The sequence below is a fragment of the Streptococcus sp. HMSC064H09 genome, assembly GCF_001812625.1.
GTDB lineage: Bacteria > Bacillota > Bacilli > Lactobacillales > Streptococcaceae > Streptococcus.
Genome location: NZ_KV809583.1, coordinates 1 through 22475 on the forward strand (window position 1 = coordinate 1; position 22475 = coordinate 22475).

General features: G+C 37.2%; 21 protein-coding genes. 1 reads left to right on the forward strand and 20 read right to left on the reverse strand.

Features of this window, described 5'->3' with window-relative positions:
• Window positions 1-114: 114 nt before the first annotated feature.
• The 18 genes from tgt to rplK form a co-directional block, all read right to left on the reverse strand.
• Window positions 115-1257 (reverse strand): tRNA guanosine(34) transglycosylase Tgt, encoded by a 1143-nt coding sequence (gene tgt, locus HMPREF2867_RS06765; protein WP_070576644.1) that lies wholly within the window; start codon window positions 1255-1257, stop codon window positions 115-117.
• A 204-nt stretch (window positions 1258-1461) separates the two neighbouring features.
• The gene (gene rpmH / locus HMPREF2867_RS06770; RefSeq protein WP_002885866.1) at window positions 1462-1596 is read right to left on the reverse strand and encodes a 50S ribosomal protein L34; all 135 of its coding nucleotides are present in this window, start codon (window positions 1594-1596) and stop codon (window positions 1462-1464) included.
• Window positions 1597-1791: 195 nt separating this feature from the next.
• Window positions 1792-2355 (reverse strand): NAD(P)H-dependent oxidoreductase, encoded by a 564-nt coding sequence (locus HMPREF2867_RS06775; protein ID WP_070576647.1) that lies wholly within the window; start codon window positions 2353-2355, stop codon window positions 1792-1794.
• Entirely contained in the window at window positions 2352-2948 is a 597-nt protein-coding gene (locus HMPREF2867_RS06780; protein ID WP_070576650.1) for a TetR/AcrR family transcriptional regulator, read from the reverse strand. Before HMPREF2867_RS06780 ends, HMPREF2867_RS06775 begins: the two co-directional genes overlap by 4 nt.
• A gap of 129 nt (window positions 2949-3077) precedes the next feature.
• Window positions 3078-4121, reverse strand: coding sequence for an RNA-binding cell elongation regulator Jag/EloR (gene jag / locus HMPREF2867_RS06785; protein WP_070576653.1), 1044 nt, complete (start codon window positions 4119-4121; stop codon window positions 3078-3080).
• A gap of 11 nt (window positions 4122-4132) precedes the next feature.
• Complete coding sequence (locus HMPREF2867_RS06790) at window positions 4133-4939, reverse strand: membrane protein insertase YidC (protein ID WP_070576655.1); 807 nt, start codon at window positions 4937-4939, stop codon at window positions 4133-4135.
• Window positions 4940-5054: 115 nt separating this feature from the next.
• Window positions 5055-5390 carry a ribonuclease P protein component gene (rnpA, locus tag HMPREF2867_RS06795; RefSeq protein WP_037600055.1) on the reverse strand — a complete coding sequence of 112 codons (336 nt, stop codon included), beginning with the start codon at window positions 5388-5390 and terminating at the stop codon, window positions 5055-5057.
• 84 nt (window positions 5391-5474) lie between these two features.
• Complete coding sequence (argH, locus tag HMPREF2867_RS06800) at window positions 5475-6860, reverse strand: argininosuccinate lyase (protein ID WP_037601513.1); 1386 nt, start codon at window positions 6858-6860, stop codon at window positions 5475-5477.
• Window positions 6861-7186: 326 nt separating this feature from the next.
• Window positions 7187-8386, reverse strand: coding sequence for an argininosuccinate synthase (locus HMPREF2867_RS06805; protein ID WP_037598503.1), 1200 nt, complete (start codon window positions 8384-8386; stop codon window positions 7187-7189).
• A gap of 941 nt (window positions 8387-9327) precedes the next feature.
• Entirely contained in the window at window positions 9328-10071 is a 744-nt protein-coding gene (locus HMPREF2867_RS06810; RefSeq protein ID WP_037600060.1) for a response regulator transcription factor, read from the reverse strand.
• 1 nt (window position 10072) lies between these two features.
• Window positions 10073-11389, reverse strand: coding sequence for a GHKL domain-containing protein (locus HMPREF2867_RS06815; protein WP_037600062.1), 1317 nt, complete (start codon window positions 11387-11389; stop codon window positions 10073-10075).
• Window positions 11390-11409: 20 nt separating this feature from the next.
• Complete coding sequence (locus HMPREF2867_RS06820) at window positions 11410-12690, reverse strand: hypothetical protein (protein ID WP_070576658.1); 1281 nt, start codon at window positions 12688-12690, stop codon at window positions 11410-11412.
• Window positions 12691-12711: 21 nt separating this feature from the next.
• Window positions 12712-13602 carry a hypothetical protein gene (locus HMPREF2867_RS06825; RefSeq protein ID WP_002891966.1) on the reverse strand — a complete coding sequence of 297 codons (891 nt, stop codon included), beginning with the start codon at window positions 13600-13602 and terminating at the stop codon, window positions 12712-12714.
• Between the two features lie 55 nt (window positions 13603-13657).
• The gene (locus HMPREF2867_RS06830) at window positions 13658-14965 is read right to left on the reverse strand and encodes a GHKL domain-containing protein (RefSeq protein ID WP_037598506.1); all 1308 of its coding nucleotides are present in this window, start codon (window positions 14963-14965) and stop codon (window positions 13658-13660) included.
• Between the two features lie 466 nt (window positions 14966-15431).
• Window positions 15432-16886, reverse strand: coding sequence for a glutamate--tRNA ligase (gene gltX / locus HMPREF2867_RS06835; protein ID WP_037611119.1), 1455 nt, complete (start codon window positions 16884-16886; stop codon window positions 15432-15434).
• Window positions 16887-17121: 235 nt separating this feature from the next.
• Entirely contained in the window at window positions 17122-19092 is a 1971-nt protein-coding gene (locus tag HMPREF2867_RS06840; protein WP_037611118.1) for a peptide ABC transporter substrate-binding protein, read from the reverse strand.
• Between the two features lie 180 nt (window positions 19093-19272).
• Window positions 19273-19962: a 50S ribosomal protein L1 gene (gene rplA / locus HMPREF2867_RS06845; protein ID WP_002885800.1), complete on the reverse strand. Its 690-nt coding sequence runs from the start codon at window positions 19960-19962 to the stop codon at window positions 19273-19275.
• Window positions 19963-20061: 99 nt separating this feature from the next.
• Window positions 20062-20487 (reverse strand): 50S ribosomal protein L11, encoded by a 426-nt coding sequence (gene rplK / locus HMPREF2867_RS06850; RefSeq protein ID WP_002885648.1) that lies wholly within the window; start codon window positions 20485-20487, stop codon window positions 20062-20064.
• 171 nt (window positions 20488-20658) lie between these two features.
• Here rplK and HMPREF2867_RS06855 point away from each other — a divergent pair, with 171 nt between their 5' ends.
• Window positions 20659-21012: a DUF3397 domain-containing protein gene (locus HMPREF2867_RS06855; RefSeq protein ID WP_038676827.1), complete on the forward strand. Its 354-nt coding sequence runs from the start codon at window positions 20659-20661 to the stop codon at window positions 21010-21012.
• A gap of 95 nt (window positions 21013-21107) precedes the next feature.
• Here HMPREF2867_RS06855 and HMPREF2867_RS06860 read toward each other — a convergent pair whose 3' ends face one another.
• Together HMPREF2867_RS06860 and HMPREF2867_RS06865 are read right to left on the reverse strand one after the other, a co-directional pair.
• Complete coding sequence (locus HMPREF2867_RS06860; RefSeq protein WP_038676829.1) at window positions 21108-21605, reverse strand: beta-class carbonic anhydrase; 498 nt, start codon at window positions 21603-21605, stop codon at window positions 21108-21110.
• 150 nt (window positions 21606-21755) lie between these two features.
• A complete protein-coding gene (locus HMPREF2867_RS06865; RefSeq protein ID WP_037598509.1) occupies window positions 21756-22451 on the reverse strand; it encodes a TIGR00266 family protein in 696 nt (231 codons plus the stop codon).
• Window positions 22452-22475: the final 24 nt, after the last annotated feature.

Sequence of the window (22475 nt, forward strand, 5' to 3'; positions counted from 1 at the left end):
GTTTGTGGCAAGTCTGTTAAGACAACTTTTATATCTTAACACCCAATTTAGTTATTGTCAATAGGGTTTTGAAAAAAATAAAGCAGTATAATCATGTACTGCTAAATAAATTATTTAAAAATTTCTTTTACTTGCATTATAACCATATTTTTCGATGAAATCTTGGCGAAACTCAAGTAAATTGTCATCTATAATAGCTTGTCGTACCTTGGCCATTAAATTTACCAAGAAGTAGAGATTATGGTAACTTGTCAGGCGAATTCCAAACGTTTCATCTGCTTTCAACAAATGTCTCACATAAGCACGTGTGTAATTCTTACATGTATAACAATCACACTCAGGATCTATAGGACTAAAATCTTCTGCATACTTCGCATTTTTTACCACGAGACGCCCTTGACTCGTCATACAAGTTCCATTACGAGCAATTCGTGTTGGGAGAACACAATCATACATATCAACGCCACGAATAACACCGTCAATCAAACTATCTGGTGCTCCTACTCCCATGAGATAACGTGGTTTATTCTCAGGAAGTAAAGGTACAGTAAAGTCTAGAACTGCATTCATCTCTTCATGAGTTTCTCCTACTGCAAGACCTCCAATTGAATAACCTGGAAAATCCATAGAAACCAAATCCTGTGCAGACTGTCTGCGAAGATCTTCAAAACCTGCTCCCTGCACAATTCCAAATAGGCCTTGATCATGTGGGCGACGGTGTGCTTTTAGCCCTCGTTCTGCCCAACGACTTGTCCGTTCAATAGAGTTTTTTACATAATCGTATGGTTGGTAAAATTGAGGACATTCGTCAAAGCTCATCATAATATCTGAACCGAGATTGTTCTGAATCGAGATCGCTTTTTCAGGAGATAAAAACATCTTACTTCCATTAAGGTGATTTTTAAATGTTACACCTTCTTCAGAAATATTGCGTTTTTCTGCCAATGAATAAACTTGGAAACCACCGCTATCTGTAAGAATCGCTTGGTCCCAATTCATGAATTTATGGAGTCCTCCAGCTTTAGCAACGAGCTCATCACCAGGTCTTAGCCATAAATGATAGGTATTGGCCAAAATAATTCCTGAACCCATCTGTTTTAATTCTTCAGGAGATTGCGTTTTCACTGTAGCTTGGGTACCTACAGGCATAAACATCGGTGTTGGAAAAGTTCCATGAGGCGTGATAATTTCCCCCAGACGTGCTCCTGTGTGTTTTTCTTTCTTTATAAGACGATATTTAATAGGAAAATCAGTCATTTATACTCCTAACATTAGGAAAAACAGTCCTAAGTATTTTTTAGTCAGTGGTCATTATCCACAACCGCTTTAGTTTATCAAAAATTACAAGAATTGTCAGCTTTATATTTTCAAACTCTCGATGAATAGCATCAAACACCAACACTAACATTCATAGCAAACAAAAAAGCAACAGTCTCGAGCACTGTTGCTTTCAATAATGTCTTAAGCTGAAAGAACTTTACGTCCTTTACGACGACGAGCTGCAAGAACACGACGTCCGTTTTTAGTTGACATACGGTGACGGAACCCGTGTTTACGTTGACGACGGATTTTACTTGGTTGATAAGTACGTTTCACGTTGAATACCTCCTGATAGATTTTCGTATTCGTTTAGCCGGCTATTTTTGATCAGTTACTAAACATACCATACCATTTTATAGCAATAGCTTAATCTTGTCAAGAATTACTTAGATATTAATTTCATTATATCTTTGAAGCCCGAAGGCTAGTAATAATTGTAGACTACAATGCTATCCCTATATCATTGCTTGCTCATAACCTTCTTGCTATTTTAGCTATTTTCTTGAGCATCTCTTTTCGCTTATAATCACTCATATACTCAACGGGTGAAATCTGGGTAACTTTGACCGATTTAATACCACAAGGTTTTAGGACTTGAAATTTTAGGACTTTGCTATAATCTTGAACTAAAGGTAGAATAATTTTCGGTGTATTATGGGTTGTTATAATCCAAGCTCTCCCAGTCAGTTTACCATCCAATCCACGGGGTGTATTTTCATAGGCAAAACCAGCAACAAAAACGCGTTCAATAAATCCTTTCAAGATAGCCGGCATTCCACTCCACCAAGTTGGAAAAATAAAAATCAACTGATCTGCCCAAATTATTAAATCTCGGTAGTCTTTCATAGCTACATCGTGCGCTAGGTCTCTTCTCCTATGCGTTGTATCAAAGTGTAAAACAGGATCGAACCGCTCTTTATACAAATCTAGAACCTTTAACTCATGTTTAGACGATAAATTCTCCTTGACTGTCTCTAGTATAGAGGCATTGTAGCTCTTGTCGCTTGGATGTGCGTAGATAATTAAGGTTTTCATTGTTTCGCTCCTTTAACGTAGATATCTAACATAGTACTAACAGTCTCTTCAATAGTGTTACTATCGAAATTATCACCAATAGGACTCCTTACCAAAACAGCTAATCCAGTAATAAAACTCCAGATATGAACTAATATTTCTACCTCACTACCCGAAATATTCATTTTACTTTTCAGCTTCAGAACCACACTCTTAAAGTGCTCAAACCCTGGTAAATGGGCATTAACAGAGATGCTGTCCTGGGTTAGTTCCATATAATTGAAAGGAAACTTAATAAACAAAGCCTCAAAGCTATTTGTTTCTTTTTGAGCAAATTCCACAAAATTACGGCCCATTAATACTAATTGACCTCTTACATCAAGCGAAGAGTCTACCCCTTGTGTCAGATACTTCAAAAAAATTTCAGATAAACGCTCCAAAACTACTTGAAGATATACATCCTTATTTTCAAAGTGCTTATAGGGTGCTCCATGGGTGACCCCGCATCTTTGAGCTACCGTTCGGATAGATAGTTGATCGATACCTCTTACTCTTATCTCCTCGATTCCAGTTGCGATTAACTTTTCCTTCAATTCAGCAGTATTACGTTTCATTTTGACTCCTATTCCATATCAGTAGACAGCGGCTACTTTTAACTAAAAGTATACACCGTTTACTTTTGATTGTCAAAAAAACTAGCCTTCAAATAAGACTAGTTTCTGTAAGCAATAACGCTATTCTAATTATACTTTTGTCACAACAACGTAACGATTAGGATCGTCCCCTTCCGAGTGACTTTCAACCCCTTCAATTTGAGAAAGTGCCTTATGGATAATTTTTCGTTCGCTATTCGTCATTGGATCCATAACATACTCTCGGCCTGTTTCTTTTACTTTAGCTGCTGTTTTTTCTGCTAAATCAATCAAAGTCTCTGTGCGCTGCTCCAAATAATCACGAACATTAAGAACAACACTAAAGCGTTTAGAATGACGATCGTGCAAATAATTTTGCGCTAAAAGTTGTAAAGACTTGAGAACCTTGCCATGATAACCGATAACACGACCAGGCTGATCTGTTTCAATCTGAATGATAATATTGCGACGATTGTGACTAACCTCTAGGCTAGCATCAACATCCATTTCATAGATAATTTTTTCGAGATATGATAAAACATCATCTGCAGCTGCTTGAATATCTTCTAAATTATTTTCAGAAGAATCATCCGAACTAAACTCAGATGCCACAAAATCACTGAAATCTCCTGCTGGAGTTTCCAAAGTCTGAACTTTAGCGATTGATTCTAGTTGAGGTTCAAGCGAACTTGCCATAAATTCTGTAGCATCCTCTTCTGATGACTCACGTTTAACAGATAGAGGAATAATTGTTGCCTTTGGTTGCTCCTGTTTCTTATCTAGCAGCTCTTCACCAAGGGGCTCTGTAGACACTGGTTGCTTTAAGTTTTCTTGTGCAATTTCCTTATTATCTGAAACCGTAACGAGTTTTGTCACTTTATTGAAAGCAATCGTTTCGTCTTTTGGACTTGCGACAGAATCGTCGAATTGTTTTATAGCATCAGGAGCCACTTTAACGGTGTTTTGATCTGCTTCATGAGCTATCTTTTCATTTATTGGTTCAACGCTAACTCGAGCTGGCTTCTTTCCGAACCCTAAAAAACCTTTTTTCTCACGAGAAATCACCTTAATATGAGCCCTCATACGGGGTAAATTAAGATCTTTCAAACCTTTTTCGATAGCTTGTTCGACTGTTCGTCCAGAATAGACAACCATAATAAGCCTCCTTATTTACGTTTATGCGCCTTTTTCTTGGCACGACGAATCTTAGCTTTACGTTCTTTTTCTTCCGCTTCCAAACGATTACGTTCTTCGATGATTTTAAACGGATTATTAAAAACCAAAATCTGAATAACTTGGAAGGCGTTTGAAACCGCCCAATAAAGTGCTACCCCTGAAGAAATCTGAGTTCCAAACCAGAAAATAAAGATTGGAAGCATGATATTCATAACAAGAAGCATTGCACTACGATCTTTAGCTGCCTTATTGGTCAACCAAGTTGAAAGGAAGGTGAAAGCAGCCGCCAAAATCGGAAGAATAAAGTAAGGGTCTTTCTGACCTAGGTCAACCCAGAGGAATGTTCCTTCTCGCAATTCTGGTACTCGTGTGAGTGCTCCATAAAGAGCCATCAAAATAGGAAATTGGATCAAGAGAGGAACGAAGCTTGCGTAAGGATTTACACCATGCTTTTTATAAAGATCTTGTTGTGCATAAGCAAGAGCTTCACGATTCTCGCGTCCAGGATACTCACTCTGCAAGCGACGTAACTCTGGCTGCAACTCTTGTAGTTCACGGCTTGACTTAATTTGGCGATTATAAAGAGGAATCATTACCGCACGAATTAAAATTGTGAAAATAATAATACCTAATCCAATAGAACCACCAAATGAAAGCCCCTGAATAGCCTTCCCAAATATTAAAATAAGACGTTCCCAAAGGCCTGTAGAGTGACTTGTAACATCACTTCGTCCACATGCGGACAAAAGCAAGAGAGCACCTGCACCTAAAATAGATATATTAAGTTTTTTCTTCACTAAAAACTCCTTTTTAATACGATAAAGAACTGCTTCGCTTCCATTCATTAAGAGTATCTCAAAAATCAGGAGTGATCTTAGTTTATCCTACAATGTAAAGAAGCAAAATAATTTTTTAGTCCTTATATAACTTTGCTATTTTTAAGACATGAACGAGATTGCTATAAATGTCTTGATAACTTAAGTCTTCGACACCTTTACGAGCAATAACGACAAAATCTTGATGTTCTAACTGAGATGACATGTCCATCAGTGCATGTCGTAGACGACGTTTTACCCGATTCCGAGTAACCGCATTACCAAGACGCTTACTGACTGACAAACCCACTCTAAAATGAGGTAGATTACGATCCAGACAGTAGACAACAAATTTTCGATTAGCAACACTGTGTCCTGCATCAAATAATGCTTTAAAGTCTTTCTCTTTCTTAACGCGATAAGATTTTTTCAAAATGCGACTCCAAACTCAAAATTAGTACTATTATATCATAAATAGCAAAAAAGCCCAAAACCTTATGGTTAGGGCCTTAGAGACTTATTTTTTTAGAGCTTTTTGAGCTTCTTTGATTTGCCATTTAACCTGGTCAAAACCAGTTCCACCAAGGGAATGACGACGTTCAACAGCTGTATGAGATTTGAGTGTCTCATAGATGTCCTCTTCAATTAAATCTGAAACTTCTTGATAACGTTCGAGAGGAACATCCTGAAGGTAATAACCAGCTTTGGTACACTCAAGAACGAGCTTTCCAACAATCTCATGTGCTTCACGGAATGGAAGGCCTTTAGATGCAAGATAATCAGCCAACTCTGTAGCATTTGAAAAATCTTTCTCTGTTGACTCTGCCATATGTTTATCGTTAACAGTCATTGTATTGAGCATGCCTGCAAGAATATCAATAGCGACAGTAATCGTCTCTACCGTATCAAACATACCCTCTTTATCTTCTTGGAGATCTTTATTGTAGGCCAAAGGTAATGACTTCATCACCGTCAATAATCCAATCAAATTGCCATAGACACGACCTGATTTCCCACGAATTAGTTCTGCCATATCTGGGTTTTTCTTTTGAGGCATAATGGAAGAGCCTGTTGAAAAAGTATCAGATAGAGTTACAAACTTAAACTCGTTAGAACACCAGTTAATGATTTCTTCACAAATACGTGTCATATGCATCATTAGAATACTTGAGTTTGACAAGAATTCGAGAATAAAGTCACGATCGGAAACAGCATCCAAGGAATTGCTATATGGTTTTGCAAAGCCCATTAAATCAGATGTCATATTACGATCAATCGGGAAAGTTGTTCCTGCTAGGGCAGCAGCTCCGAGTGGAGAGATATCCGTATGCTTGATATTAAATTCAAAACGTTCAGCATCACGTGTGAACATGTTGTAATAAGCCATCAGGTGGTGACCAAAAGAGATCGGTTGTGCATGCTGCAAGTGGGTGTAGCCTGGCATAATTGTGTAGGTATGTTTGTCTGCTAGGTTGACTAAAGTACCACGTAAGTTATCAAGTTTCTCAATAACTTCCACGAGTTTGGCTTTTAGATACAAGTGCATATCCGTTGCCACTTGGTCGTTACGTGAACGTGCTGTATGAAGTTTTCCTGCTACTGGTCCAATTTTAGCTGTTAAAAGACTTTCCATATTCATATGAATATCTTCATTAGAAACATCAAATTCTAGTTTACCAGCCTTATATTCCTCAAGCAGCTCTTCCAATCCCTGTTTAATTTGTAAAGCTTCCTCTTTGGTAATAATTCCTGTCTCACCAAGCATAGTGACATGGGCAATAGACCCTTTAAGGTCAAACTCTGCCATCTTTTGGTCAAAGGAGATTGAAGCACCAAATTCTTCTACCCATTTTTCAAGACTAGCTTCGAACCGACCGCCCCATAGTTTATGATTTTCTGCCATAGTTTTATTTTGAAGATTTCCCTACACTGAGATAATCTTCCATCCTTTCTTAATACTTATAACAAGCAACGACCTCTTGGGTCACAATAACTTAAATGAAAAAAGCTAGATAGTATTTGTCTAGCTTAATTTGTCTCTCTGGACACTTGTTTTCCTAAATCCCGATCTCAGTCGTAGTTTATTTAGGCTCGTGACGCCTCTCAGAACGCCTTAACGATAATAATATAAGTTATAAGAAAAGAGTATCAGATGTGACTCCCTGTCCACTTTTATCTGATAAGAAGCATTTTTCTTCTAATATCCTACTTTTCTTATGAAATCTGTCATTAATTGTCAAATGGATGGTTAACTTGAGAATTTACCTGTGTTGGAAGCCCCCAAAGCTTGATAAATCCAATCGCAGCATCCTGATCAAAGCTGTCCGCTGATGTGTAAGTAGCCAAGTTTTCATCATACAATGAATTAGCTGATTGACGTGCTACAACCTGAGCATGCCCTTTATAAAGTTTGACTTTAGCGATACCATTAACAACTTTTTGTGTTTCCTTAATATAAGCAATGATAGCTTGTGTTGCCGGGCTAAACCACAAAGCATTGTAGATAAGGTTTGACAATTCATTTTCAAGAATTGGTTTGAAATGAGAAACTTCACGTACCAAAGTTAGGTCCTCAATTTCTTTATGAGCTGTCAAAAGCGCAATAGCTCCTGGGCATTCATAAATTTCACGTGACTTGATACCCACAAGACGATTCTCAACGTGGTCGATACGTCCAACACCATGTTTGCCAGCAATAACATTCATTTCTTGGATAAGGTCAGCCAATTTCATTTCTTTACCGTTAAGGGCAACTGGTTTCCCTTCTTTGAAGGTTACATCGACATATTCAGCTTCATCTGGTGCAGACTCTGGTGAATTAGTAATTCCAAAAGCTTCTTCTGGAGCTTGATTCCAAGGATTTTCAAGAACACCACACTCGTTAGCACGTCCCCAAAGGTTTTGATCGACTGAGTAAGGATTATCAAGGTCTGCTGGAACTGGAACACCATTAGCCTTAGCATACTCAATTTCTTCCTCACGAGACCATTTCCATTCACGCACTGGCGCTACTACTTTAAGACTTGGATCTAGGGCAGCAATGGCAACTTCGAAACGAACTTGGTCATTACCTTTACCAGTACAACCGTGAGCGATAGTTGTTGCTCCTGTTTCATGAGCAATCTCAACTAATTTTTTAGCAATAATTGGACGGCTAAGCGCTGAAACCAAAGGATATTTTTGTTCATAGTAAGCGTGAGCCTGAAGTGCTGGAAGCACATAGTCTTCAGCAAACTCATCTTTGACATCAAGCACGTATGACTCGATAGCTCCAACTGTCAAAGCTTTGTCATGGATGAACTCAAGATCTTTACCCTCACCGACATCCATACAAACAGCGATAACATCGTAATCTTTTTTAAGCCATGTAATAGCGACTGAGGTATCAAGACCTCCCGAATAGGCAAGAATAACTTTCTCTTTTGACATAATATTTTCTCTTTTCTTATATTTTCTTACGGTTGCTATCTCTATCAACCTTACGAGATTTATTATATTGCATATTTATTCACTTGTCAACACTTTTTTGTTATTTTTTTATATTTATTTCGTTTTTATTTGTTTTTATTTACTATTTTGACCTAAAAAGTGCCTAATTCTTAATTTTTATTCATTTTTATGCAAAAGGTGATGAAAAATAAAAAACACTTTTGAAACTATACAAATAGATTCAAAAGCATCTTTAACTATTTATCTTCTAAAATGCCAAAAGGCCTGTACAAAGTACAGACCTTTTGAACAACAGCATCATCGGTAGAGAACACAACAGCAATTTTAGATAGAATGAATGAGGGAAATTATTATGTTTAAGGGACTAACTTAAACCATACATTCTTCTTGCTCTCTAACCTTGATTACATTATAGCATGCAATCCCCAAATGTATATCTTCATTTCCTAAAATGTCGAATTTCACTCACAGAATGTATTTTTTTATCCTAATCTGCACTAATCCCCTTAAAAACAAAAAAGGCTTGATTTCTCAAGCCTATTAATTTCTATAAAAAAGATATGTAATTGGACGAGCGGCCAATAAAAAATGGGGATTAGGAAAAAGTTATATAAAAGTACATTATTTATTTTCATAAAGTGTATGTAGATTTCAATAAGATTGACGATGTCTCATTTCCGAATCACATATCTTGATTACATAATAACTTTTTTCAATTTAATTGTCTACACGATTTCATAGAATGTCGTTTTTTCATCCTGAACTGCATTTTTTTTAGTTATTTTTTTATAAATCTCTAAATTCCATCACTAAAGGACATCTATTTTGTGTTTTTACAGAATTTGCTCACCTATAAGATAATCAATCACCTATAAAATAAACACATGCTTTTTTAGACTAAAAAGAACATTAGTCGATGACTAATGTTCTTTTACATCTGACCATTTTTTAAGCAAGGCCTTCATTTTCAAACGTGAAACTGGACAAGAATCGCCATTCTCAAAGTAAATCATCAACTGACTCTTATCAATACGAGAAATATTATCCAAATTAACTAAAAACGAACGATGACAAGAAAAGAGTTTTTTATTCACCGAAGTAATATCTCCAAGATTGGCATAAAACTCCAAACGCTCTGTTTTGGTAATCAGCATCACCTTATGAGGTGTCACAGCAGTCGCAAAATAATAAATATCTCTCATAGGGACTTGGATTCGAGACTGTGCTGTTTCAAACACAAATATCTCATCATCATCCACATCTCCAACTTTTTGATTTACAAAAGTCAATGTTTGTTTTAGTTGTTGTTTGAACTCTGCATTAGAAACTGTCTTATCAATAAAATCTAACGCAGAAACCTTGTATTTAAAACTAATCGGTGCAAACTCTGAGTGAGTTGTCACAAAAATAATAACCGCATTAGCATCTTGTTGGCGAATTTCTGAGGCGACTTCTAGCCCCTTCTTTCGCTCACCATCAATATCAATATCTAAAAGGAAAACCTGATGGTTACCCTTCTCGTTGATACCGGACAATAGTTTGTGGGGTTTAGAAAAAACTTCAAGTTTTCGTACGGAAAACGTGCCCTCTGAAACCAATTCTCTGATGATGTCACTAATACGTGTTTGCTGCATTAAGTCATCTTCTAAAATGTAAATATTCATATTAGGGCCTCATTTCTAGTATTTGCATCATTTTATGATTCTGACTACGGACAGAGAAGGACGTATTCGGATAACGTTCCAAGATATCTTGAACAGCATTAACACCTATACCACCCCCAGGATGAGGAGTCTGGGTACTCATCATTGAAAGTGGAACTTGCTCATCTGCAATTGTACTTTCAATAATAAAACTCTGGCAATCTTCTTCATCAAAATAGGCCAGACTAATGAAACCCTCACTGGCTTTACGAGCACCATCAATAGCATTATCCATGAGATGACCCAAAACCACAGCTAAATCTAAATCAGTTAGATAGTTATGAGTCACTGGATCTGGAATCTCTGCATGAATATTGAGTCGATACATCTGAGCTTCATGATATTTTGATGAAAGTAGACTATGAATACTTGGGTTTTGGATATTATCCAAATCTGTGACCTGAGTCGAAAAGCTGTGCTGATCTCGATTGACATAAAGATCAACTAAATCTTTTTTGTAAGAACGAATATCTCCTGTTCTTTCGATATCTCTCAAATTATTAAGCAGAAAATTATAGTTAGAGCGAACATGCATCAAGTCTCTATACAAACCTTCCACCCTAGTATTCTCGCGCTTCAAATCATCAAGATAGTTGGCTTGCTTCATGGCCAAATCCTGCTCTATTTTTTCCTTAGCAAACTGGTTCACAGCTCCTAGTACAAAGAGGAGTAAGTAGAGATATCCCATTACCAATGGTACACGAAACCTACTCTCAAGATGTAACTCTGGAAAATAAGTATCAAATGTCGACACCAAAAAGATAACTAAATAATAAAGCAAAAGAAGCATGTTGACCAAACCCAGACGGTTCTTTTTTTCTTGTTGGGCAGCAACTTTCAAGATATCTGTAAAATCTAGACGTAAAATAAAATCTACTATTCTGACCGTCAACATGACAAAGGAAAGTGGTACCATAGACCACCAAATATTGTTGTTTAAAGTAGCAGCAGTTATGCCAAGTATCGGTGGGAAGAAGAAGGTAGCCAAAAAACGTCTTGCCAAATCGACGAGTACCACCGGGTAAAAACCTAGAAAAAAGCGCTCTACAGAAGTGACACTTTTATTCAGTTGATAACTAAATGTCAATGTTACAATGGCTACTAAGGGAGGTACTATGCCTATATAGCGTCCAATGAGTTGTCCCCAAATGCATAGAGCAACATCAAATAACAAATAAAGCATACGATTTTTAAGATTAGTGTTTTGCCCACCAATACGTAAGTAGATATCCCAAATGATGACAAACATCAAAATTTGAAATAAGATGTTACCTAGCATAGTTATCCTCCTTTCTACGATTATAGTCCTACCGTAACAATTTGATAGGTTTTAAATAATTCTTTTTTATTTGTTAAACCGATACCGTTTGACCAGCAAAACTGGGCAAAATCACGACTAATAGTCAGACTATCGTCTAGTTTCGGATCAGCTTCCTGGTTGGTATTCTCAAGAATAAAGCTGAGATTGCCATCCTCATTCTGTTGAATAAGGAAACCAATATCTGTCTCCGGCTCCTTGGCCCAAAGTTTTTCAGCTAAGTTCACGCAACGTTCCAAAACTCTAATAAGAACTGCAATATTTAAATTGTTAGGATAAGCATCAACGTTGACATCCAACCTAACGGTGATACCCTTTTGTTCCAAAGGAATGATTTGGTTTACAATCCAACTTCTTAATACCGGATAAGGAATCTCGAACAGAGGAGCCAACTTATCATTTAAGTCCAAATTATCAAGTTTAAGATGATTCAAATGCTCATGATAAACGGATAAAACCTCTGATAATTGATTTTTAGCCAATGGAGTCTCAAGAGCTACCAAAAGACTCTCAAAATCTTTTTCAATAGGCTTTACTTTTGTAAAAAGATCCTCAATATGTTTATTATAGACCTCCAAGTTATAGACATAGGTCTCCACAGCTTCCTTACTACGTTCTCTGACAAATTTATGAGAATATCGGTTCAAGGTTGTTACCATTAGGAGATAAACTGCCATTGCAATAAAAATTGGCTCTCCCACATCACTACCTGTTGATACCAAAATAGTACTACAAGTAATGTAGAGTGCAAAGGTCAGATCAACGGCTATCAACAGACGTTCGCGACCACGTGAATAAATCAATTCCTTGACCTTATCAACATCTGAACTTGAAAGATAATTGACATAGAGAAAGAATGGGTAAATCAGTACAAAAGATAACAATTTGAGGAAGAAGTTTTCTTGAATCTCACTCAAAGTCATATTTGTAAACAAATTATTAAATACATAATATGGTGTAAAAGTCGCAAATAAATCTGTAAAAATAACCGAGAAAGCTCCAAAAAAGAGGCTTGCCCAGAGCGTCAAACGATGTTCCCGACGTTCCTTTAGGGCCAAAGCTAAAAAGATAACAACTTGATAATAGAAGCCATCACCTTTACCAAGTGATACCACTATACCTAAGAGACTTAAACAAAATACTTTCCAGTAAGCTAGTGTGCTCCTTGTTAGTTTTTTATAAATAAACCAGGTAATATGAAAACTAATAATCTGAATAATACTATTTTCAAGAGATACCATGGTCCAAAGTTGTAAGTTCATGATAATATTTCCTGTTTATACTCAAGAGACATTTTCGTCATCTTCTTCAATGAGTTCTTGACCCGCCTTTTTCAAAATATCCTGATAGGTTTGTTCAATAAGGTCAAAATCCCCACTATCAATACTTGTCTGCATACTAATGAGTATATTTTCATAATCATGTTTAAATGAGCGTACACTCTTATAGGCAGTTTCGATTTTTTCATTATAAGCTTCCAGACTCCTCAAATGCTCCTCTTGTTCTCTAAGAATTTTACTATCACGAACATCTTTACCGTAGGAAACAAAACGAACAAGAATATACATGTGTATAAGAAAACCAACCCAAATATAAATTTGAGGGTAACCCGGGAGGTAGGTCTGACTCAGGAGCAAGGAGAATATCTCCTGTTTAAAGAGGATAAGCAGATAACTGATAATTAAAATATGATCAACTTGCAAAAGCATGCTCTTATATTTATCCTGCAAGTCCTGATATGGTTCCTTAAAAAAGCTATCTAAACCGAACATTTTTTGCAAGCCTAGAAAGAAAGGAAGAACAACACTATCAACAGCCAAGATTCCTAAATGGTTTGGAACCAACTCGACCGGCTTATTAAAGAAAACTCGGAAAAGATAAAAACTAAAGAAACTTGTAATCAAGGTCCAAAAGACAGGGGCAAAGAAAGCATAAAAATACTTTTCTTCTCGTAAAGCCTGAGGTTTTTCAAGAAAAATAAAGACTAGGAGATAGATTGCATCTGGAATATCAATTTGCCATAGAACCTTGGCTAACCACTTAACGGCAGTTACTACGATTACATAAGGAATATAACGGTAAGTAAAAACATCTAGATAAGCCATTCTAGCTAAAATCACAAGATGTGAAACGACAACAACCAAAGCAATAAGGCCATCAATCGCAAGTTGCATTTGCTTTTCCCCTTTCTATTTTCCCTTATCCTCCACAAATATTATCTTTGATTTATCAATTATCCTGAAAAGAGAGGACCTGAGTAAAATGATGGTCACAACTACGAGTCTCAAGATTTACTTTTGGATAGCGATTAAGTATATCTGCGACCTTGGACAAACCAAGTCCTCGACCTTCACCTTTACTAGAAACCCCTTCATCAAAAATCCTTGACACAGGAATACGTTCTTCTCTGGTTGTATTATCAATAACCAAGATAAGATAACCTTGATTTTTAAAGAAGGATATGGTTAAAGTAGGATCTTCAGAATCCACCGCCGACTCAATAGCATTGTTTAAGAAGACAGAAGAAATCACAACCAAATCTAAGGCCTCTATCTGAGTTGACGATATAACATCTGGTAACTCCAAATTGACCTTAATTCCTAAGTTCTCTGCCTCAAGCACTTTAGCAGAAAAGAGACTCTTGAGAGACGTGATTTCTAAGTTGATCAAACGTGACAATTCATAATTTGACAAAGTTAAGCTATTTCCAGATTTCTCTAAAAGCTCTGCATACTCTTGTTTCAAAGCAGGTAAGTCTCGACGTTGGATACTAACCTCCATTGTTTTAAGTCCTTCAAGATAATCCTTCTTCACCTGAGAAATATCATTATAGAGATTTTCTAAACGGTGGCTATATTCCTCTAAACTTTCCTCATGTCTAGCCATTTCTTCGGCCAACTGGTTTTTCACTCTTCTCTTAGAATAGATATTAAGCTGAGCAAAGAGCAAAATAAAGAGAATGGAGTAAACAATCGTAATACTGCCTGCTAAATAAATAAAGAGGCCTGTGTAAGGAAAGATGTTACTGGCATAGAAAATAATTAAAGATAAAACAATATAAGCCAGAGTAACCCCAACCAATAAGCGTTGCCTAACTTGGTAAGTATGGTTATTTCCCATAACATTGAGAGCACCAAAGTCAATAAAGAATACTTTGACAATCAGATGAAAAATTGGATAAATCAAGAGATAAGACAAAGCAATAAGTACTGGGGTGTCCTTGACCTGTAAATAATTAATTTGAAAAATCCATGGGAAAAAGTAAAGTTGAAGCAGTTTCGAGGTGACTTCAACAAAAACCCACGGCAAAAAGGTGAAAAGAAAAGAATTCTTTTCACTACTCGATATTTTATTTAAGAAAAGATAGCAGAACAAAAGTGCTAAGAGCGACCCTGTAATACCTCCGACAAATAGAGAGAGCAAGAGACTCCCTGCGATAAACCAGCATTTACTCTTCCAAGTTTTGAGCAAACCTGACATATCGTGACTAACAATTAAAATAGCCAATAGACGTAGAACCGTAAACAAAACGATCATCTCTAGACTCCCCCCTTTCCTTTCAAAAATCAACCTACTTTATTGTAACATAAATATATAATTTAGCGTCACTCCTATTAGAAAAAGCTAAAAATATAAATTTATTTTTTCTCGGTTAAGAACTATCAATTATTAATATGAGCGTCAGACCATTTCCCATATCCCTTACTTTTCATAAACATAAAAAAGAGCTTAGTTTTTCTAAGCTCTTTAACTGACTCATTACCTCTTTTTATGGGTACATGCCAATGACGTAGTAGAAATACCAACCAAATCTTCTCATAATGCTCACTCCTCCCTACTTTTTATTACCAATCTATTATAAAACTAATTTAAAGTTTTGAAAATGATGATATGATTACGAAATATCATCATTATATTACAAATACACTCTTAGTAATACCCCATTAATTGCTGATACATTGTTTATGTGCATTCGAAAACCCAACAATTGTTGGGTTTGTTTTTATAATGTTGCAAGAACTTGATCAATATGTTTGATTGATTTTTCACGTCCGAGCAAGAAAATAGTATCTGGCAATTCTGGACCGTGCATTTCTCCTGAAACAGCAATACGGATTGGCATGAAGAGATTTTTCCCTTTGATTCCTGTTTCTTTTTGAACAGCCTTAATTTGTGGGAAAATGTTTTCAACAACAAACTCATCATCAGACATAGCTTCGAGTTTGGCTTTAAAGGCTTTAAGTACTGTTGGTACTGTTTCACCAGCCATAACCTCTTTTTCAGCCTCTGTCAATTCTGGGAAATCTTCAAAGAAGAGATCTGTAAGAGGGACAATTTCTTCTGCTGCTGTCATTTGTGGTTTGTAGAGTTCCACTAATTTTTCAGCTTTATCTGTCAAACGACCAGCTTCTTCCAAGAAAGGTTTGCAAAGAGCAAAGACCTTATCGAAATCTGCATTCTTAATGTAGTCGTTACTCATCCAGTCCAATTTCTTCTGGTCAAAGGCCGCTGGTGACTTGCTTAGACGGTTTTCATCAAAAAGTTTAATGAGTTCTTCACGAGAAAAGATTTCGTCTTCACCGCCAGGATTCCAACCAAGAAGAGCAATGAAATTAAAGACTGCTTCTGGAAGGTAACCTTTTTTACGGTAATCTTCGATAAATTGAAGGGTGTTAGTGTCACGTTTAGACAACTTCTTACCAGTTTCAGAATTGATGATAAGGGTCATGTGTCCAAACTCAGGTGCTTCCCAACCAAGAGCTTCATAAACCATGAGTTGTTTTGGTGTATTGGCAATATGGTCATCTCCACGGATAACGTGTGAAATTTGCATATCATGGTCATCAACAACTACCGCAAAGTTGTAAGTTGGGTATCCATCTTTCTTCTGGATAACCCAATCACCACCGATATTACCACCTTCAAATTCGATATCTCCCTTAACGATATCATGCCATTTATAAATCCCTGACTCATTAACCGCCAAACGAACTGTAGGTACAATACCTGCCGCTTCACGTTCTGCGATGTAGGCAGCTTTTTCTTCTTCAGTCATGCCAAGGAACTCGTTAATGTAACGAGGAGTTTCACCAGCTGCTTCTTGACGTTCGCGCTCTGCAGCCAACTCTTCTTCAGTTACATATGACTTATAGGCTTTACCTTCTGCCAAAAGTTGATCAATATATTTTTGGTAAAGCGGTAAACGTTCTGATTGACGATAGTTTTCATGTGTTTCAGGACTTTCATCCCAGTCAATTCCCAACCAACGCAAGTTATCAAGCTGTGAACGCTCACCATCTTCAACGTGACGTTTACGGTCAGTATCTTCAATACGGATAATAAATGTACCGCCATGATGACGTGCATAAAGGTAGTTAAACAATGCTGTACGAGCATTACCAATGTGTAGAAGCCCTGTTGGACTTGGTGCGTAACGAACGCGGATATCTTTAGCCAAGATAAATCTCCTTTTTATGTTTCATTCTTCAGTCTTTGGATACCTATTGAGCCTAAAGTCCCTTTCTTAGGACTAACTTAAGATGATAAGTACCAGTAGGCAACTCTATCCCCCAAACTTTCCAAATAAAAATCTAGAAGCGAGTACCAATCTTTCTTATTATATCACAATCTAGGGGTGGTTCGAGAAATTTTGTTAAAAAAACGACTACCTAAAGGTAGACGTTTTCGATAGATTACTTAACGTGTTTGGCAAGATCTTTTTGAGCTTTATCATTAGATTTCGCTCTTTCTTTAAGCCAATCTTTATAAGCTGAATCGTATTGTTTCTTAGTCACAATATCATCTTGAGATTTAAGATACTTGAAGTAGTATGTAGAACCTTTATCACCAGCTTGAGCATAAGCTCCTGAGAATGGCTTAATACGAGAAACTACAGCGGCTGCACCGTTATAAGTAGTCGTTGGGATATAAAGTGCACTATCCGTCAACCATGCCTGAGCTTTTGCATATTTTTCATAACGAGCCGTCAAGTCTGTTGTTTCCTTAGAAGCATCATCAACCAATTGGTCATATTCTTTAAGACCTACTTTTTGAACCGCTTGACTATTTGGATCGTCATAACCCATGAAAGATTTAGTATTTTCACTATTTGTAGTCTTCAAAACATCAAGATAAGTTGATGGATCAAGGTAATCAGGCTCCCAAGCCACACCTACTGACAAATCCCAATCCTCTGCCGCTGCATTTGAAGCAGAGTAGGTAATGTTATAGAAATCATCAGTTGACAATTGGTGAAGATCAAGTACAACATTATCTTTTCCAAGAGCTGATTCAATAGATTGTTTAAGTGACTGCACTTGGTTCACAAAGATTTTATTTGACTGATTGACAGGAACATCCAAATGGATTGGGAACTGAACCCCTTCTGCTTGAAGAGCTTCTTTGGCTTTAGCAAATTCAGCCTTAGCTTTTTCTGGATTATAAAGACCATCTTGACTATCTGCAAGATTCACACCAGACCACTCATCACCATAAGCTGGAAGTTGATCCATTACCATTGTTCCGAAGTCCTTACCATCTGCTTGAACAAAGTCTGGTTTAACATAGATATTACGAACGGCAGTACTACCACCCTCTTTACCGTTAAGTTGTGCAGCATAATTCGTACGGTCAATAGCAAAACCTAATGCTTGACGGAAATCTTTGTTAAGAAGAGCTGTCTTAGTTGATGTCTTTTGCTGATCATTTTCTTTAGATGTATGGTCATAAGTTTGACGATCGATATTAATACCGACACCTTCTACAGCTGCTCCAGGTTGTGTATAGAAAATATTGTCTTTGTACTGTTTTTCAACTTTAGAATAGTTTGAGCTAGTTGGGTATAGACGAGCTAAGTTATAGACTCCATCAGTGAAGTTACGTTCCAAGGATTCTTGGTCTGTACCATCATCGTAAGTCAATTTGACTGTATCAAAATAGACATTATCCTTATCCCAATAGTTTTCATTCTTGGTGAACTCAATAGATGACTTCGTTGTCAAAGATTTAAGAAGATATGGACCGTTATAAAGAATAGATGTTGGGTCTGTTGACTTACCAAAGTCTTTACCTTTAGATTTCAAGAAATCTTCATTAACAGGCCAAGTAACTGAGTAGGTCAATTTTGAATTCCAGTAAGGTTCTGGTTGACTAAGCGTATATTGCAAAGTGTAATCATCAACTGCTTTGATACCTACATTTGAGAAGTCCTTGTTGGCACCTGACAGGTAATCATTCAAGCCCTTAACAGAGTTTTGTAGCAAATAAATCGCTTCAGAATTAGTATCAGCAGCATGCTTAAGACCTGTTACAAAGTCTTTAGCTGTTACATTGGCATACTCTTCGCCGTCTGAAGTGTACCATTTGACACCCTTACGAATCTTGTAAGTATATGTCAAACCATCTTGAGAAACAGACCAGTTTTCAGCGACAGAAGGTTTTAGATTCCCATATTGGTCATTTTCAAACAGACCATCAACACCGTTACTAACGGCTGTCGTCATGTTTTTCTTATTTGTAGAAACATAGTCTAGGGTTGCAGGATCGCCACCGTAAACATAATTATAAGTCTTACCAGATGTCTTACTTGATGATGAGCAAGCCGTTAAAACACCTACAGATAATAGGCCTACGGCTGCTAGTAAAAATACCTTACTCTTTTTCATTCATTGCCTCCTTAATTCGCAACGTAAAAAGTTCAAAATCAATAATTATGTGTATACGTTTAAATTATACCATAAATTCGAAAAAGCAGCACTACTTTCTGAATATTTTTTATTTTCTACTCAAATTTCGTGCCTAGAGTAAGAAAAAAAACCTATCCGAAGATAGGTTTTTTACTACTCTTACAATGAGTTAGGATCAACTTTGATACCAGCACCTTGTGTAGTAGTGATTGAAAGGTTTGTGATGTAAGTACCTTTCGCTGTAGCTGGTTTAGCTTTTTGGATTGCATCGTTAAATGCTTTGAAGTTTTCAACCAATTTTTCAGTTTCGAATGAAACTTTACCGATGATAGCTTGTACGTTACCTGCTTTATCAGCACGGTAAGTGATTTTACCACCTTTAGACTCTTCAACTGCTTTAGCAACGTCCATAGTTACTGTACCAGTTTTAGGGTTTGGCATCAAGTTACGTGGTCCAAGGACACGTCCAAGACGACCAACGATTGCCATCATATCTGGTGTTGCAACAACAACGTCAAAGTCAAGCCATCCACCGTTGATTTTAGCAACGAGTTCGTCTTCACCAACGAAGTCAGCACCTGCTGCTTTAGCTTCTTCAGCTTTAGCACCACGAGCAAATACAAGAACGCGTTGAGTTTTACCAGTACCGTTTGGCAATACCATTGCTCCACGGATTTGTTGGTCAGCTTTCTTAACGTCGATGTTAAGGTTGTATGATACTTCAACAGTAGCATCGAATTTTGCGAAGTTAGTTTCTTGTGCAAGAGCTACAGCTTCTTCTACGCTGTAAGCTTTTGTGCTGTCGATTTTCTCAAGAGCAGCACGCATTTGTTTGCTTTTTTTAGCCATGTTAATTATTTCTCCTTGTGTAATGTGGTCATAACGACTTTCATCTTCCACGTCACTCAGCGAAGTGAGACGACGTCTGTGGTTTTCTTGTTAACTGAATTAGTCAGTAACAGTGAATCCCATTGAACGTGCAGTACCTTCGATCATACGCATAGCTGATTCGATGTTTGCAGCGTTCAAGTCAGGCATTTTAGTTTCAGCAATTTCTTGTACTTGTGCACGAGTTACTGAAGCAACTTTAACTGAGTTTGGAGTACCTGAACCTTTTTCAACACCTGCAGCTTTTTTCAAAAGAACAGCAGCTGGTGGTGTTTTAGTGATGAAATCAAATGATTTATCTTCATACACAGAGATAACAACTGGGATAATCATACCAGCTTGGTCAGCTGTACGAGCGTTAAACTCTTTAGTGAATCCCATGATGTTGATTCCGGCTTGACCAAGAGCTGGTCCAACTGGTGGAGCTGGAGTCGCTTTACCAGCAGGAATCTGAAGTTTTACGATGTTTTCGACTTTTTTAGCCATTTTGTAATTTCCTCCTATTGTGGTTTTGGCGGTAAGTAAGTTTTGTTACCTCCCACAAGTATGTTTTTACATACCTTATCTATTATACAGAAATTCTTTTTAGATGCAAGAATTTCTTATTAAGTTTAGGAAAAAATTTACATAAAGGACTTTTCGAGGTAAAATAGACTTATGATTCTATATAAATTCTTTGCTATAGCATTTTTGATTTTAACACCTATCTTTGCTTTTATTATCCACCGCTTCTTCAGTTTAAAATACCTCGGGCTTAATTTTGCTGACCTTACCTTCCCTCTTTATTTTATTGAGGTGGTTGCTGTGTCAGCCCGTTTCTTCACCCATAGCTTTTTGCCTTACATCACTATCTTATTATCCTTGGTGGCTATCATTATCACAATTCAGATGCTAAGAAAAACACAATCTTTCAAGTTTAAACGTTTTCTTAAGTTATTCTGGCGTATCAGCTTTTTTATCACCAGTCTTTTCTATTTAGGGACTGTGATTCTCATTTTTATCGTTTCTTAAAAACTAGATTAACTCAGCATTTATATTTTATGCTGAGTTTTTTTATGTCAAACCATGAAAAAAGCAGGCAATCATGCCTGCTAAACTTTTCGGTATTAGGGATAAACTTGAGTCATTCGACCAGTATCTACATCATAAACCGCACCGGAGATGATAACATCCTCAGGGATAAGCGGTGACTGACGAAGAATAGCCATATCTTCACGAACACTCTCTTCTACATCTGTGAATGGAAGAAAATCTTGATCAGAAACATCAACACCAAGTTCCTTATTGAGATAGGCGGTAAACTCGTCGTTCTTAAAGGTCTGAGCACCACAATCTGTATGGTGAAGAACTACGATTTCTCGTGTCCCCATCTGTTGTTGAGAAATGACCAAAGAACGAATCATATCTTCCGTTACACGACCACCCGCATTACGCAAAATATGAGCGTCACCTAGGGCCAACCCCAAGGCCTGGGCAACGTGAAGGCGTGAATCCATACAAGTCACAATAGCCACCTTAGTCTTTGGTTTCAAGGGAAGATGGGCTGTCCCGTGGAGATCAACATAGGCTTTGTTGGCATTGAGAAAGTTTTCAAAATAAGACATAATAACTCACTTTCTAATGAAGAAAATAATTTGACTATCAAATTATTTAAACACTATCTTATCATCTTTTTATTAACTTGTCAGCTATTGAGTTCGCAATATAAAAAGGAGAATAGATGCTAACAAGCATCCACTCTCCTTCAATTTATACTATGAACGTTTTGGTAAGTATCTATTAAGCAAGCCTGCAAAGGTTTGAAGATTGAGACTTTGAACATAAATTTCACCTGTTCCTCTAAAGGTATTCACAACACCCTCTCCTGTCCCAATAGACTGCCAGAAACCATTTTCCAAGTGAATATTGTAATCAAGTGTCTGACTCCAGGCAACGACATGAGCATTATCAATAGTCACTTCTTGGTTGTTTAGCTCAATTTTTTTAATAGAACCGTAGGCATTTGCCAAGAGTGTTCCTTGGCCTTGGGTTGTCATCACAAAGAAACCACCCTGACCACCAAAAAGAGCCTTACCAACAGACTGGAGCTCCATTGTATAGTAAGCTGTGCCATCAAGTGCTAGAAAGGCACCGTCGTTGAGTCGGTACTGTTTTTCACCTAAATAAAGTGGAATCACCTGACCTGGAGAATCAGGGGCCAAGGCTATATAGCCGTTATTGGACTGCGAGACAACCTGAGTAATAAAGCTACTTTCGCCCGAAACCATTGAACGCCCAACTGCTTTTACAAAGCGACCTAAACCTGATCCACTGGCATTTAATTTGGTACTCAGTGTCACATTCGGTGTGTGATATACCATACTGCCACGCTGGATAAAGACTGTTTCACCTTGATTAAGAGATAACTCAACTAAAGGGAACTGCATGTTGCTGTCTGTGAAAAATTGCATAATAAATACCTCCCTATTCTTAAG

Excerpts from the sequence above, each read along its gene's own strand:
- HMPREF2867_RS06780 (WP_070576650.1), bottom strand. The coding sequence starts at position 2,948 with ATGAAACGTAATACTGCTGAATTGAAGGAAAAGTTAATCGCAACTGGA.
- HMPREF2867_RS06860 (WP_038676829.1), bottom strand. The coding sequence starts at position 21,605 with ATGTCTTATTTTGAAAACTTTCTCAATGCCAACAAAGCCTATGTTGAT.
- HMPREF2867_RS06815 (WP_037600062.1), bottom strand. The coding sequence starts at position 11,389 with ATGCTAGGTAACATCTTATTTCAAATTTTGATGTTTGTCATCATTTGG.
- HMPREF2867_RS06820 (WP_070576658.1), bottom strand. The coding sequence starts at position 12,690 with ATGAACTTACAACTTTGGACCATGGTATCTCTTGAAAATAGTATTATT.
- HMPREF2867_RS06830 (WP_037598506.1), bottom strand. The coding sequence starts at position 14,965 with ATGATCGTTTTGTTTACGGTTCTACGTCTATTGGCTATTTTAATTGTT.
- HMPREF2867_RS06840 (WP_037611118.1), bottom strand. The coding sequence starts at position 19,092 with ATGAAAAAGAGTAAGGTATTTTTACTAGCAGCCGTAGGCCTATTATCT.
- HMPREF2867_RS06855 (WP_038676827.1), top strand. The coding sequence starts at position 20,659 with ATGATTCTATATAAATTCTTTGCTATAGCATTTTTGATTTTAACACCT.
- rplK (WP_002885648.1), bottom strand. The coding sequence starts at position 20,487 with ATGGCTAAAAAAGTCGAAAACATCGTAAAACTTCAGATTCCTGCTGGT.
- HMPREF2867_RS06805 (WP_037598503.1), bottom strand. The coding sequence starts at position 8,386 with ATGTCAAAAGAGAAAGTTATTCTTGCCTATTCGGGAGGTCTTGATACC.
- jag (WP_070576653.1), bottom strand. The coding sequence starts at position 4,121 with ATGGTTGTCTATTCTGGACGAACAGTCGAACAAGCTATCGAAAAAGGT.
- HMPREF2867_RS06865 (WP_037598509.1), bottom strand. The coding sequence starts at position 22,451 with ATGCAATTTTTCACAGACAGCAACATGCAGTTCCCTTTAGTTGAGTTA.
- HMPREF2867_RS06775 (WP_070576647.1), bottom strand. The coding sequence starts at position 2,355 with ATGAAAACCTTAATTATCTACGCACATCCAAGCGACAAGAGCTACAAT.
- rplA (WP_002885800.1), bottom strand. The coding sequence starts at position 19,962 with ATGGCTAAAAAAAGCAAACAAATGCGTGCTGCTCTTGAGAAAATCGAC.
- tgt (WP_070576644.1), bottom strand. The coding sequence starts at position 1,257 with ATGACTGATTTTCCTATTAAATATCGTCTTATAAAGAAAGAAAAACAC.
- HMPREF2867_RS06825 (WP_002891966.1), bottom strand. The coding sequence starts at position 13,602 with ATGCAACTTGCGATTGATGGCCTTATTGCTTTGGTTGTTGTCGTTTCA.
- argH (WP_037601513.1), bottom strand. The coding sequence starts at position 6,860 with ATGGCAGAAAATCATAAACTATGGGGCGGTCGGTTCGAAGCTAGTCTT.
- HMPREF2867_RS06810 (WP_037600060.1), bottom strand. The coding sequence starts at position 10,071 with ATGAATATTTACATTTTAGAAGATGACTTAATGCAGCAAACACGTATT.